The sequence below is a fragment of the Actinomadura sp. 9N407 genome (genome assembly GCF_044326315.1).
Lineage (GTDB): Bacteria > Actinomycetota > Actinomycetes > Streptosporangiales > Streptosporangiaceae > Spirillospora.
In genome coordinates this window covers 28,425-40,787 of sequence record NZ_JBIRAW010000004.1, presented here as the reverse complement: position 1 = coordinate 40,787, position 12,363 = coordinate 28,425, and the positions used below count along the sequence as shown (strand labels likewise).

The 12,363-nt window shown below is 70.3% G+C and carries 11 protein-coding genes and 3 tRNA genes; 9 read left to right on the top strand and 5 right to left on the bottom strand.

The genetic code is table 11. The features are described from left to right. The first annotated feature begins 90 nt into the window (after positions 1–90). The 3 genes from ACH34Q_RS07850 (at position 91) to ACH34Q_RS07840 (ending at position 323) form a co-directional block, all read left to right on the top strand. Positions 91–175: transfer RNA gene (locus ACH34Q_RS07850), tRNA-Ser, on the top strand. A 1-nt stretch (position 176) separates the two neighbouring features. Then, a tRNA-Met gene (locus tag ACH34Q_RS07845) sits at positions 177–249 on the top strand. 1 nt (position 250) lies between these two features. Then, a tRNA-Arg gene (locus ACH34Q_RS07840) sits at positions 251–323 on the top strand. Positions 324–329: 6 nt separating this feature from the next. Here ACH34Q_RS07840 and ACH34Q_RS07835 read toward each other — a convergent pair. Further along, entirely contained in the window at positions 330–1,559 is a 1,230-nt protein-coding gene (locus ACH34Q_RS07835; RefSeq protein WP_395982106.1) for an FAD-dependent oxidoreductase, read from the bottom strand. Positions 1,560–1,651: 92 nt separating this feature from the next. On the opposite strand from ACH34Q_RS07835, the gene ACH34Q_RS07830 reads away from it, so the two are divergent. The 3 genes from ACH34Q_RS07830 (at position 1,652) to ACH34Q_RS07820 (ending at position 4,983) form a co-directional block, all read left to right on the top strand. After that, positions 1,652–2,287, top strand: a complete 636-nt coding sequence (locus ACH34Q_RS07830; protein WP_395982105.1) for a TetR/AcrR family transcriptional regulator — start codon at positions 1,652–1,654, stop codon at positions 2,285–2,287. Between the two features lie 335 nt (positions 2,288–2,622). After that, positions 2,623–3,750 (top strand): MFS transporter, encoded by a 1,128-nt coding sequence (locus tag ACH34Q_RS07825; RefSeq protein WP_395982104.1) that lies wholly within the window; start codon positions 2,623–2,625, stop codon positions 3,748–3,750. Between the two features lie 45 nt (positions 3,751–3,795). Beyond that, positions 3,796–4,983 carry an MBL fold metallo-hydrolase gene (locus ACH34Q_RS07820; RefSeq protein ID WP_395982103.1) on the top strand — a complete coding sequence of 396 codons (1,188 nt, stop codon included), beginning with the start codon at positions 3,796–3,798 and terminating at the stop codon, positions 4,981–4,983. Positions 4,984–5,002: 19 nt separating this feature from the next. Here the strand turns inward: ACH34Q_RS07820 and ACH34Q_RS07815 are convergent, their stop codons facing one another. The 4 genes from ACH34Q_RS07815 to ACH34Q_RS07800 all read right to left on the bottom strand — a co-directional run bounded on the left by ACH34Q_RS07815 (position 5,003) and on the right by ACH34Q_RS07800 (position 8,341). Continuing rightward, the gene (locus ACH34Q_RS07815) at positions 5,003–5,227 is read right to left on the bottom strand and encodes a hypothetical protein (RefSeq protein WP_395982102.1); all 225 of its coding nucleotides are present in this window, start codon (positions 5,225–5,227) and stop codon (positions 5,003–5,005) included. 105 nt (positions 5,228–5,332) lie between these two features. Next, positions 5,333–6,214 carry a hypothetical protein gene (locus ACH34Q_RS07810; RefSeq protein ID WP_395982101.1) on the bottom strand — a complete coding sequence of 294 codons (882 nt, stop codon included), beginning with the start codon at positions 6,212–6,214 and terminating at the stop codon, positions 5,333–5,335. Positions 6,215–6,352: 138 nt separating this feature from the next. After that, positions 6,353–7,138: a class II aldolase/adducin family protein gene (locus ACH34Q_RS07805; RefSeq protein ID WP_395982100.1), complete on the bottom strand. Its 786-nt coding sequence runs from the start codon at positions 7,136–7,138 to the stop codon at positions 6,353–6,355. Between the two features lie 9 nt (positions 7,139–7,147). Beyond that, positions 7,148–8,341, bottom strand: a complete 1,194-nt coding sequence (locus ACH34Q_RS07800) for an amidohydrolase family protein (protein ID WP_395982099.1) — start codon at positions 8,339–8,341, stop codon at positions 7,148–7,150. Between the two features lie 104 nt (positions 8,342–8,445). Here ACH34Q_RS07800 and ACH34Q_RS07795 point away from each other — a divergent pair, with 104 nt between their 5' ends. From ACH34Q_RS07795 to ACH34Q_RS07785, 3 genes are all read left to right on the top strand, one after another. Continuing rightward, complete coding sequence (locus ACH34Q_RS07795) at positions 8,446–9,156, top strand: IclR family transcriptional regulator (protein WP_395982098.1); 711 nt, start codon at positions 8,446–8,448, stop codon at positions 9,154–9,156. 259 nt (positions 9,157–9,415) lie between these two features. Further along, on the top strand, positions 9,416–10,375 hold the full coding sequence (locus tag ACH34Q_RS07790; RefSeq protein ID WP_395982097.1) for a PRC and DUF2382 domain-containing protein: 960 nt from the start codon (positions 9,416–9,418) through the stop codon (positions 10,373–10,375). Between the two features lie 140 nt (positions 10,376–10,515). Further along, a complete protein-coding gene (locus ACH34Q_RS07785) occupies positions 10,516–12,351 on the top strand; it encodes a glycoside hydrolase family 3 protein (RefSeq protein WP_395982096.1) in 1,836 nt (611 codons plus the stop codon). Positions 12,352–12,363 lie beyond the last annotated feature (12 nt).

Here is a 12,363-nt window from a genome sequence, read left to right as displayed (position 1 = left end):
GAATGCGTAGTCGTCGCCGTTCCGTGCGCCCCTGGGCATGAATCGCATGTCCTGACCGCCCGCGGATCGCGGGCGGTCTTTTGTTTTCCCGGAGGGTTGGCCGAGCGGTAAGGCAGCGGCTTGCTAAGCCGTCGTCAGGGTGAACCCTGCGCGAGTTCGAATCTCGCACCCTCCGCGGCGGGTAGGAACGCTGGTGCGTTCGGTGGCCTCATAAACCACTTCAGGTGGGTTCGATTCCCACACCCGCTACGTCTCCGTGGCGCAGTGGAGAGCGCGTCTGGTTGCGGACCAGAAGGCCGCAGGTTCGAGTCCTGCCGGAGACATGCGGGTCAGGGGCGGAGGGCCTCTGCCATGGCCGCTTCGGCGCGGTCGATCTCCTGGAGCTGGAGGAGGATCTCCTTCGGTGTTGCCTCTCCGACCGCTTTCTGCAGCAGCGGGGTGTGGTCGAGGATCGCGTCGCGGAGCGGGCGCAGTACGGCGGGCGAGTGGTGGAACACCTGGCCCAGGGCGTAGGCGGTCTGGGACTGGCGCGCGGTGTGCGGCTTGCGGGGGGTCTCGAAGTCCTGAAGGGCCCTTTCGACCTGGACGTGGTCGCGCAGGTCCACACCGGCCAGGCGGCGGCCGAGGAAGTAGCCGTCCTCGGTGGCCATGCCGGCGCCGTACGCGGCGTACGGGGAGGTGGGGTGGGCCGCGTCTCCGATCAGGGTGGCCCGGCCCTTGGACCAGGTCTTGAGCGGCTTGCGATCGCGGATCACCCAGCGCTGGACGTGGGCGGGGTCGGTGGCGGCGATCAGTTCGGGCAGCGGGGACGGGAAGTGCCCGGCCAGGCCGGCGGCGGTGGAGTGCAGTTCGGCGGTGAAGTCCTCGCGGGCGTCGTGCGCGGTCAGGACCCACCATTGGAAGCCGTCGCGGCCCTTGTCGCGGATGGCCGTCCAGCTGCCCTGAACGGTGCGGTCGTGGGTGAGGACGCACATGCCGCGGGGGGCTGCGACGGACTCGTCGAACGTGTAGCCGCCGAAGACGTGCAGGTTGTGCTCGCGCTTGGGGGAGTCGCCCCACAGGGTGCGGCGTACGAGGGAGTCGATGCCGTCCGCGCCGATGACGACGTCGGCCTCGTGCTCCCGGCCGTTCAGGAACAGGCGGACGCCGTCGCGGTCCTGTTCGATGCGTTCGACGTGGTGGTCGACGTGCAGGACGCCGGCGGGCAGCGCGGCCAGGAGCCGCTCGTACAACTCGGGACGCAGCAGGCCGATGAAGCCGCCGCCGTAGTCGCGGACGATGTCGTCGGGGAGGTTCACCCGGACGCGGCGGCGGCCGCGGGCGTTGCGGAACTCCGACGCGCACGGCGCGCCGAGGTCGCCGGTGTCCACGCCCAGCAGGCCGAGCGCCTTGATGGGGGGTGGCCACAGGTTGAGGATGTTCCCGGCGGGCCGGGCTTCGGGATAGCGCTCGAACAGGACCACATCGTGTCCAGCCTGGTGGACGGACAGCGCTGCGGCCATGCCGCCGGGTCCGGCGCCGATGATCGCGACGCGGCCGCGCGGGGGTGAAGTGCTCATGGCCTGCCCTTTCCAGTAAACCGTAGTGCTCGCTACGGTTTAATGAGGATCGGGCCGCGCGGTCCGGATGTCAATGGGGCGACAATGGGGACGTGACTCAGCCCGGCGACCTGGCCATCAACCCGCCCCGGCAGGAGCGCTCCCGGCAGGCCTGGGCGCGGATCCTGGACGCGGGTGTCGCGCTGGTGGAGGAGGGCGGGTACGAGGCGTTCACGATCGCCGCCGTGTGCGAGCGCGCGCAGGTGGCCCCTCGTGCGCTGTACGACCGTACGAGCAGCAAGGAAGCCCTGTTCCTGGCCGTGTACGAGCATGGAATCGCCCGCATGCTGGCCGACCAGGAGGTCTTCACGCGCCAGGAGCGGTGGGCCGCCCTGGCGGGGCGGGAGGCGATCGACCGGGCGGTACGGGAACTGGCGGCGATCTTCGATCGGCATGCGCGGTTCCTGAAGCAGGTCGTCCTGCTGTCCGGGGCGCATTCGGAGGTGCGGTGGCGGGGCCGGGAGCATGTGCGCCGGCTGGCCGACCACTTCGGCGGCGCGGTGACGGCGGCCCAGTGGCCCGGCACGCGGACCGATCTGGCGGAGGCGGTCCAGTGGTGCTTCAGTACGGTCTTCTCAGGCCTGGTGCTGCGGCTGGTCTACGGGTCCGACTTCGCCGCGCCCGACGTCGATGACGCTGGCTATGTCGACCGCCTTGTGCTGACCGCCCAGCGCTACCTCCTGGTCTGAGGCCCGCGGGCCGCCGGTCGGGCCTGATGAGCGCGGGCCGATCATCCATGCCGTCGATGCTCGCGATCAGTAATCGCGATCAGCCGGGGGCTATGCGGCGGGGGTGACCTCACTCATAGTTATGGCAATCCGAAACGCCCGTTCACCCGGGCGGTCCCACCCCCCGGTGTGATGAGGCTCCGTCGCGTGGCGTGCCACGGCAACGATGCGACCTCGCATTCCGTCCTGCCGCCACGTGGAGTGCCCGCATGCCCAAATCCGTGTCCTCGCCACCGCCGATGGGTGTTACGGACACCCCGTCGGGGGCGGCACACCGCATGCGTGTGGTGCTGCTCATGGCCGGCAGTTGCCTGCCCATTCTGGGTGCGGTGCTGATCGCGCCCGTGCTGCCCAAGATGCAGGACCACTTCGGGGACGCGGCCGGCGCGAAGGCGCTCGTTCCCATCGTGCTGACGATCCCGGCCCTCGCGCTGGCCCTGCTGGCCCCCTTCGCGGGGGTGATCGTGGACCGGCTCGGCCGCAAGCGACTCCTGGTCGGCTCGACCGTCCTGTACGCGGTGTTCGGTACGGCCCCGCTCTGGCTCGACTCGCTGCCGGCCATCGTCGCCAGCCGTGCCCTGGTCGGGGTCACCGAGGCCGCGATCATGACCTGCTGCACCACGCTGATCGGCGACTACTACAGCGGGCGTGTCCGCGACCGCTACCTCGCCCTGCAGACGATGTGCGCGTCCGCGTCCGCGACGGCCTTCTTCGTCATCGGGGGAGCGGCGGGATCGGCCGGCTGGCGCGCCCCGTTCTGGATCTATGCCGTCGGACTGCTGATCGCCCCCGCGATGGCCGCCTTCCTGTCGTCCCCCCGGCCCGGCAAGGTCACCGACGCCGTCGAGGGAACGCCGCGTCCCTTCCCCCTGCGGCAGCTGGCCGGGATCTGCGGGCTGACGGCGTTCGGCGCCGTGGTCTTCTACACCGTCCCGGTCGAGATGTCCTACCTGCTGGACGATCTGGGCGTGGAGTCCACCGGCGTCATCGGCGGGGCCACCGCCGCCGCCAGCGCCGCGACCGTGGTCGGTTCGATCATCTTCACCAGGCTCTCGGGCGCTCCCTCGGTCAGGCTGCCGGCCGTCTTCGCCCTGTGTGCCACCGGGTTCGTGGTGATGGGCCTGGCGGACACCGCCCTCGTGCTGGTCCTCGGCGCGATGCTCAACGGGCTCGGCGCCGGCATCCTGCTGCCCTCCCTGCTCACCATGGCGATGTCGCGGCTGGACTACGCGGACCGCGGCCGCGGCACGGGCCTGTGGCTGGCGGCCTTCTTCGCCGGTGAGTTCGTGTGCCCGCTGCTTCTGCTCGCCGGCGAAGCCGCCCTCGGCAGCCTGGCCAGGGCCGTCGGTGTCCTCGGCCTCGTCACCGCCGTCGTGGCCGCCGTACTGCTGCTCTCCCGGCGCCGCGCGGCTGCGCTGTCGTAACGGATTCCCACCTTTCATCTCCGCTGATCAAGGAGCGTTTTCACCATGTGCGACGTCGTTGCGCGCGTCATCGGCCAGGCAGATTCGATGCCCGAGAACAGCCGCCGCCGGTTCCTGCAGGTGCTGGGCGCCACCGCCGTCTCGAGCGGCCTGCTGGCGGCGGGCGCGCAGCCCGCAGCGGCCCGGCCCGTCGGCCAGCGCCCGAAAAGCCGGACGCGGCTCGTCCTGCTGGGAACGGCGGGCGGCCCCGCGTGGATCAACGGAGCCCGGTGCGGTGTCTCCAGTGCCCTCGTTCACCGGGGACGCGTGCATCTCGTCGACCTGGGTGCCGGCGCCCAGCAGCGACTCGTACAGAGCGGGCTCGGCGGGCCGGCAGGACTCGGCACTTCCCTGGCCGCCGTACGCGCCATCTTCCTGACCCACATGCACAGCGACCACGTCACCGACTGGCCCGCTCTGTACGCGACGGGTCCGATGAACACCGTGGGGCGCAAGCTCCCCCCGATCGACGTGTTCGGCCCCGGAGACCGCGGCACCCTGCCGCGGGTGTTCCCCGCGAACCGGCCGGCGCCGCCGTTGTACAACCCCGCCGACCCCACTCCGGGGATCGCCGCCATGACCGGCTACCTGCGGCAGGCGTTCGCGGCCGACTTCAACGACCGCAGCCGTGACAGCAACTTCACCGACCCCAACGCCCTGTTCTCCGTACGGGACATCGACCTGAACGGGGTCTGGGACATCGACCCGCAGGGCAAGCCGCCCAGGCTCACCAGGCCGCTGCCGGTGTGGGAGGACGGCGACGTCCGGGTCACCGCCACGCTCGTCGACCACCACCCGACGGCCCCCGCCTTCGCGTACCGGTTCGACACACCGGACGGCTCGGTCGTCTTCTCCGGGGACACCGGCGTCAGCCAGAACCTCATCGACCTGGCCAAGGACGCCGACTACCTCGTCCACGAGGTCATCGACCCCGCCTTCGTCGATGAGCTCGTCGCGGTGCTGCCCCCGGAGATCGGCGAACCGCTGCGCGAGCATCTCCTCGTCTCCCACACCACCATCGAGCAGGTGGGACGCGATGTGGCGGAGAAGGCCGGAGCCAAGAACCTGGTCCTCACCCACCTGACTCCGGGCAGCGACGACACCAAGCGCTGGAGGCCAGCGCAGCGCGGCTACTCCGGCCGCCTCATCATCGGCCAGGACCTGCTGGAACTCAACGTCGGCAGGCGCTCCTAGCTCGGAACGAGGGCGGCGATCAGGGGCGAGAGCCCCCGGTCATGCTGTTGATGATCTCGTCCACCTGGGCGATGTCATAGCCGCGTACCACCACCCGCAGGCCGCCCTCAGGCGGCGCGGCCCCGGTTTCCAGCGCGGTGAGATAAGCCTCGACGTCGTCCGGGTGGTATCCGCGGAGCGTCTTGCCGAGCCCCCATTTGTTGGAGCCGTTCGAACTCGGGGACCGGGAACTCTTGCGGACCATGCGAACGTCCTCTCAGGGCGCGTGAACCTGGGGCTCCCACTCTCCCAGAAAGTGACGTTCCCTGATCGCTCCCTGACTACTTCAGGCCGGGCCGGGTCGTGCCCGTCAATCCAGAAGCTCTTCGGCGGTGTCGACCGTGGCGGCGCGCCGTACCCAGCGTTCGAGCTGGTCGGAGTCGGTGCAGCCGGTGACGCGCTCCCGGACATCGCTGGGTACATCGAGGCCACGGGCGTCGAGGACCAACAGCACCGACCTCGCCTCGCCCTCGGCCAGCCCCTGCGCCAGCCCCTGCGCCTTGCCTTCGGCTCTGTGGGTGATGGCGAAGTCCGAGGTCCACTCGTAGTCTTCGATCTTCACGGTCTCCTCCAGGAGCTTCCGGGCGGCGTCGGACAGTCGTGACACCACGTAGTCATGGTACAGCTTGCCGGTGTCGCCGGTCAGGGTGGCGAAGGCGGCTGAGAGGCTGCTGACGACGGCTTCGGCGTTCGGTCCGTCGGCGTGGGCGGGGGCGCTGAGGACGGCGAGTTCCGGCAGGCGCCGGGCCATGGACTCGTCGGTGACGGGGGGCAGGATCTCGGGATAGACGGTCAGGGGCTTGAGGACCCATTCGGGATGGCCCATGTCGATCGGGGCGGCGCAGCCCTGCGCGGTGGCCTGGTCGGGGCAGAACACCAGCAGCGTCACCGGGCATCTGCGGCGCAGGCGCAGCAGGGCCAGGTACGCGGGCCAGCTGAAGGTCTTCTCCTCTCGGGGACGTAACTGCGACTCGACCACCACGCCGAGACTGGGCCTGTCGGGGTCGTTCAGCAGGACGGTGGCGTCGCAGCGAAGCTCGGCCGGGTTGAGGTCGGCGTAAGACTCCGACGCCAGGGTGACCTGGACGTCGCTGGGCACGTCGAGCCGGAAGACGCTGCGCAGGAGTGCCGGGACGAGATCCGGCCGGTTGCGGACCATCTCCAGCGGGAGTTCATGGTTGAACGTAGGCACGACTTCAAGCTAACGGTAATCGATTGATTACATGGGGTTAATATCGGGCCAAGTTGAAATTGGTCCGAGTGGGCCATGTGTCCGGCTAGTACTCGTGTTCGGTACGTATGGCTTGGGTCGTGGTTGTAGTTGCTTTGTTCACTTGCCGTGGCCGCGCCGGTTTTGGGCGGCGCGGCCACGGGTGGTGGGCAATTGCAGGAGGGACGGGTCTGCTCTTAGTTCTTGGCGGACCATCGCCTCCCAGAAGCCGAGGAAGTTCTCGCCGTTGCTCTGACGCATCTTGTCGGCCCACCACTGGGGGAGTGGCGAGTCGAGGGTGCCTCCGGCGGCGCGGATGTGCCAGGCGCGCTGGCAGCGTTGCTCCAGGGCGATGGCTCGCTGGTGGACGGCCCGGGCCGAGCCGCCCAGGACGAAGACGCCGTGGCCCGCGAGGAGTGCGAGGTCGGCGCCGCCCATCTTGGCGACGGCGGCGCGGGCCGATTCCATGCTGTTGACGGCGCCCTCGTACTCGTCCACCACGACGAGTTCGCCGCCGCCGATGGCGGAGCTCTGGTCCATGGGGGGCGGGGCCTCGCGCATGTCGGCCCAGACCGTCCCGTAGAGGGGGTGGTTGTGCACGGCCCAGCCCACGTCGGGGCGTTGCTCGTGCAGGGCCAGGTGGAGGGGGATGCCCAAGGGGACGGGCCAGTCGCCCTCGACCAGGTTGCCTTCGAGGTCGATGCGGATGACCTGGTGGGGCTGGAGCTCATCCCACGTGATCAGCCAGGGGTTGCAGAGCAGGGTGCCGTCGCCGAGGGCGCAGGTGATGTGGCCGGCGAGATGGTCGTTGTAGCCCTCGCGCCACAGGCAGCGGGCCAGCAGGACGAGTTCCTCGCGCAGCGACAGGTCGGGGATGAGCTTGTCGGGGGTGGGTTCGAACGGCATGGTTCCCCTTCAGCCGAGCGGGAGGACGGTGGCGGGCAGGGGGTGGCGGTAGAGGGCGGCGGCGTTCTCGGAGCACATCGCGCGGAGCTCGGCCGGCGGGATGTGGCCCCAGGCCTCCTCGATGACGGGCTGGGTGTCGGGCCAGGTGCTGTCGCCGTGCGGGTAGTCGGTCTCGAGCATGATGTTCTCGACGCCGATCCGGTACCGGGTGTCGATCGTGGACGGGTCGTCGATGGTGCAGAACCAGAAGTTGCGGCGCAGCACGTCCGAGGGGCGCACGTCCCAGCCGTCGCCGTAGCCGGAACGGTCCACGATGTTGTCGAGCCGGTCGAGCAGCATCGCGACCCAGCCGATGCCGCCCTCGCTCATCGCGATCTTGAGGTTCGGGTGCCGGAGCGGGTGGCCGGACCAGAGCCATTCGGCGCACGAGCGCAGCGACTGCTGGCCGAACAGGGTGGCGCCCAGCTGGAGGCGGGGCGCGCCCGGCGGGTGCTGGGACAGGCCTGAGCTGCCCACGTGCAGGGAGACGACGGTGTCGGTCTCGACGCAGGCCTCCAGGATCGGGTCCCAGTGGTCGCGGTCCCAGAGCGAGGGCAGCCCGATGGCGTGCGGCCGTTCGGGGAAGGTCACCGAGGTGAAGCCGCGGGCGGCGTTGCGGTGGATCTCCTCGACGGCCAGCCGCGGGTCGGTGAGGTGGGTGATGCCCAGCGGGACGATCCGCTCGGGGTACTTGGTGTACCACTCGTCGTACAGCCAGTCGTTCCAGGCGCGGACGCAGGCGTTGCCGAGCTCCTGGTCGTGGGTGGCGAAGAAGACGCGCCCGCAGAACCCGGTGATCTGGGACGGGAAGTTCACCGACGCCCAGACGCCGTTGATGTCCATGTCCTTGATGCGCGCGTCGATGTCGTAGCAGCCGGGACGCATCTGGTCGAAGCGGAACGGCTCGAACTGGACGGTCTCGGGCCGCCGGCCGGCGACCGCGTTCATGCCGACCTGGGTGTAGCGGTCGCCCTCGAACTCCCAGACCTGGTGGCCCTCGGGCGTGTCCACGATGCGCGGCGCGCGCTCCTGGAGGTGGGCGGGCAGCCGCCCCTCGAACGTGTCGGGCGGCTCCACCACGTGGTCGTCCACCGAGATGATCGTGTATTTGGCCTCGCGCGGCGCCGGCTCCGGCAGGAACAGGTCGGGCTGGGCGATCGTCATGACCCTCCTTGTGGTGATCCGTCTCGGGCTGATCGGTCTTGTTCGCTGATCAGCGCGTGTGTTACTGTGCGATATATTTGTTGTATTAATCCTAGGTTGGTGGCATGAGCACGGTCAAGCAGGTGCGATCGGTCCACAACGCGTGCACGGTGGTCGAGGCCATCGCGGCCGGCCAGCCGGTGGGCGTGAGCGAGCTCGCGCGGCGGACCGGCCTGGACAAGAGCGCCGCGCACCGGATCGCGGTGACGCTCCATGCGGCGGGGTGGATCCGGCCCGCCGAAGGCCCGTCCACCCGGTGGGAGCTGGCGCCGGCGTTCCTCGGCCTGGCCCGCAGGGGCGGCACGGCGAGCCTGGCCGCGGCGGTCCTTCCGGCCATGGAACGGCTGCGCGACGACAGTGGTGAGACCGTCCTGCTGGCGGTCATGGAGGACGATCGGATGGTCGTCGCCGAGGTGGCCGAGAGCCGCCGGCCCGTACGGCTGAGCATGGCCACCGGGGCGGAGATGCCCGTTCCCGGCAGCGCGGCGGCGCGGGCGATCGCCGCGTACCTGCCCCGGGAGGAGGTGGAACGGCTGCGGGCCGCCCATCCCGGCTTCGATGACGACCGTTCCCTCGCGCGCGTCCGGCGGCAGGGCTGGTCGGCGAACGACGAGGAGGTCCAGGAGGGCGCGCGCGCCGTCGCCGCCGCGCTGACGGCACCCGACGGCTACCCGCTCGGCGCGCTCGTGGTGTGCGGCCCGGCCGACCGGATGCCCTCGATCCGGATGCGCGAGTGCGGGCGGCTGGCGGCCGAGGCCGCGTCCGACTTCCGCTAGGGCGCCCTCGGGCGCCGTGTTTACCCTGGTCACGATCGGAAACACAGGTAGTAGCCAGACAACTCCGGACATCGGAGTACGGGTACGGGGGAGGCCCCGCTCAGTGGGGGTAGCGCCGCGGTACGCCGCGGGTCCGGCCCGGGGAGCCCCGACCCGTCGCGCACGGCGCTGGACCCGGTCCATGCCGAAGCACGTCCGCCCGCGCGCGGACGGGGTCCGCCCGCCCACAGGAACGTTCAGTGGAACAGGGGTGTTTCGCGTGCAGACGCAGACGAATGTCAAGGAACTGATGGACCTTGATGTGACCGACAGCTCCGGCCACAAGTGCGGCACGGTCAAGCAGGTCTATCTCAACGACGTCTCCGGGGAGCCGGAGTGGGTCCGGGTCCACACCGGGTGGTTCGGTACGCGGGAGAGCTTCGTACCGCTGTCCGACGCCCGGCGTACCCAGGACGGGCTCCAGGTGCCCTTCGACAAGGACAAGGTCAAGCACGCGCCGAACGTCGACGCCGACCAGCATCTGTCGCGGGAGCAGGTCACCGACCTGTATCGCTACTACGGTCTGCGGCCGCCGTCGGGGCGCCAGACCAACGCCGTACCAGGCCAGCCGTCGCGCAAGCAGACGCTGCGCGGCCAGGCCGCGGGCGAGCAGCAGGCGCGCGACCAGGCGGGCGCCGACCAGCAGGGCCGCGGCTCGATGTCCAAGACCGAGAAGATGCAGGCCACCCACGGCAGGGTGGCGGGCGAGCAGCCCGCCGCCGATGACGGGATGGTCGAGATGACCCTCTCCGAGGAGCGGGTCCGGGTCGGAACCGAGCGGCACGAGGCCGAGCGGGTCCGGCTGCGCAAGCGGATCGAGGTCGAGCACATCGAGCGGACCGTCCCGGTCTACCGCGAGGAGCTGCGGATCGAGCGCGAGCCGATCGCCGAGGGCGAGCTGGGAGCCGACGCCGCCGGCCGGCTCCGGATCGGCGAGGACGAGCGGGAGTTCATCCTGCACGAGGAGCGCCCGATGATCTCCAAGGAGGTCGTCCCGGTCGAGCGGATCCGGGTGCGCGCCGAGCGGATCGCCAGCGAGCAGACCGTTCGGGACGAGATCCGCAAGGAGCGGATCGACTTCGCCCACGAGGGCCAGGGCACCACCGGGCGGACGCAGGGCACCGCCGGGCGGACCGGCGACACCGGCGGGAAGATGTCCGGGCGGCACGAACGCAAGTGATCGGGCGTACGTGACCCCGGCCGGGAGTGGCCGGGGTCTCGTCGTGCTCAGGGGTGTTTACGCGGCGCTCCGAACGCTTTACGTTGCTTTTGTTGGGGGGGAACACAAATTGGCCCGATGAGCCCCAAGCGGAGGCGACGATGCACCGCAGCCCACCCCGGTCCCTGGTCCTCGGCCTGATGGCGGCACTCGTGCTGTCCGGTACGGGCGGGAGCGCGACCGCGGAACCGACCATCTCCTACCTGGACGACAGGCGCCCGGTTCATGACCGGGTGGAGCGGCTGCTGGCCCGGATGAGCCTGGACGAGAAGATCGGCCAGATGACGCAGCCGGAGCGGCAGAACGTCACGAGCGAGGACATCACCCGCTACCGGCTGGGCTCGCTGCTGTCGGGCGGCGGATCGGTGCCCACGCCGAACACGCCCGAGTCGTGGGCGGACATGTACGACGGCTTCCAGCGGGCGGCGCTCGCGGCGCCGCTGCGGATCCCGCTGATCTACGGCGTGGACGCGGTGCACGGCCACAACAACGTGGTCGGCGCGACGATCTTCCCGCACAACATCGGGCTCGGCGCCACCCGCGACCCCGAACTGGTCCGCAGGATCGGCGCCGCCACCGCCGAGGAGGTCTCCGGTACGGGCGTCGACTGGAACTTCGCGCCCTGCCTGTGCGTGGCCCGCAACGACCGCTGGGGCCGTACGTACGAGTCGTTCGGCGAGATCCCCGAGTTGCCCTCGCAGATGAGCACGGTCGTCACCGGGCTCCAGGGCCGGCGGCTGGGCGGGCCCGCGTCCGTCCTGGCCACGGCCAAGCACTACGTCGGAGACGGCGGGACCACCGGTGGCAAGGACCAGGGCGACACGCAGCTCTCCGAGGCCGAGCTCCGGAAGATCCACCTGCCGCCGTTCCAGGCCGCGATCAGGCGCGGCGCGGGCTCGGTGATGATCACCTACAGCTCGTGGAACGGTGTCAAGGTGCACGGCCACGACCACCTGATCAACGGCGTGCTGAAGCGGGAGCTGGGCTTCTCCGGCTTCGTGATCTCCGACTACAACGGGATCGACCAGATCGACGGGCAGCCGGGCTTCACCCCGGCCGAGGTCCGTACGGCGATCAACGCGGGCATCGACATGGTGATGGTGCCGAGCGAGTGGCGCCGGTTCATCGAGACGCTGAAGGCCGAGGTCGAGGCCGGCCGGGTGCCGATGGCGCGGATCGACGACGCCAACCGCCGGATCCTGACCAAGAAGGTCGAGCTGGGGCTGTTCGAGCGGCCGCTGACCGACCGCCGCTACCTGCGTACGGTCGGCAGCGCCCAGCACCGGGCCCTGGCGCGCGAGGCCGTGGCCGAGTCGCAGGTCCTGCTGAAGAACCAGCGGAACGTGCTGCCGCTGGACCGCGGGAACGGCAAGATCTTCGTGGCCGGCAAGAACGCCGACGACATCGGCAACCAGTCCGGCGGCTGGACGATCACTTGGCAGGGCTCGTCCGGCCCGATCACGCCCGGGACGACCATCCTCGAAGGGATCGAGCAGACCGCGGGCAAGTCCGGCACGGTGACGTACAGCAGAGACGGCAGTGGCATCGACGGCTCGTACGAGGCGGCCGTGGCGGTCGTGGGCGAGACGCCGTACGCGGAGTTCTTCGGTGACCGGCCCGGCGCGATGGGCCTGGACGCGGAGGATCTGGCGACGATCGAGCGGCTGCGCGCCTCCGGCGTGCCGGTGATCGTGGTGCTGGTCTCGGGCCGCCCGCTGGACATCTCCGCCGAACTGCCCAAGTGGAACGCGCTGCTCGCGTCCTGGCTGCCCGGCACCGAGGGACGCGGCGTGGCCGACGTGCTGTTCGGGATCCGCAAGCCGACCGGGAAACTGCCGGTGACCTGGATGAACAGTGTCTCCCAGCAGCCCATCAACCGGGGCGACGGCCAGGACCCGCTGTTCCCCTTCGGCTACGGCCTGACCTACCGCCGATAGCCAGACCGACCA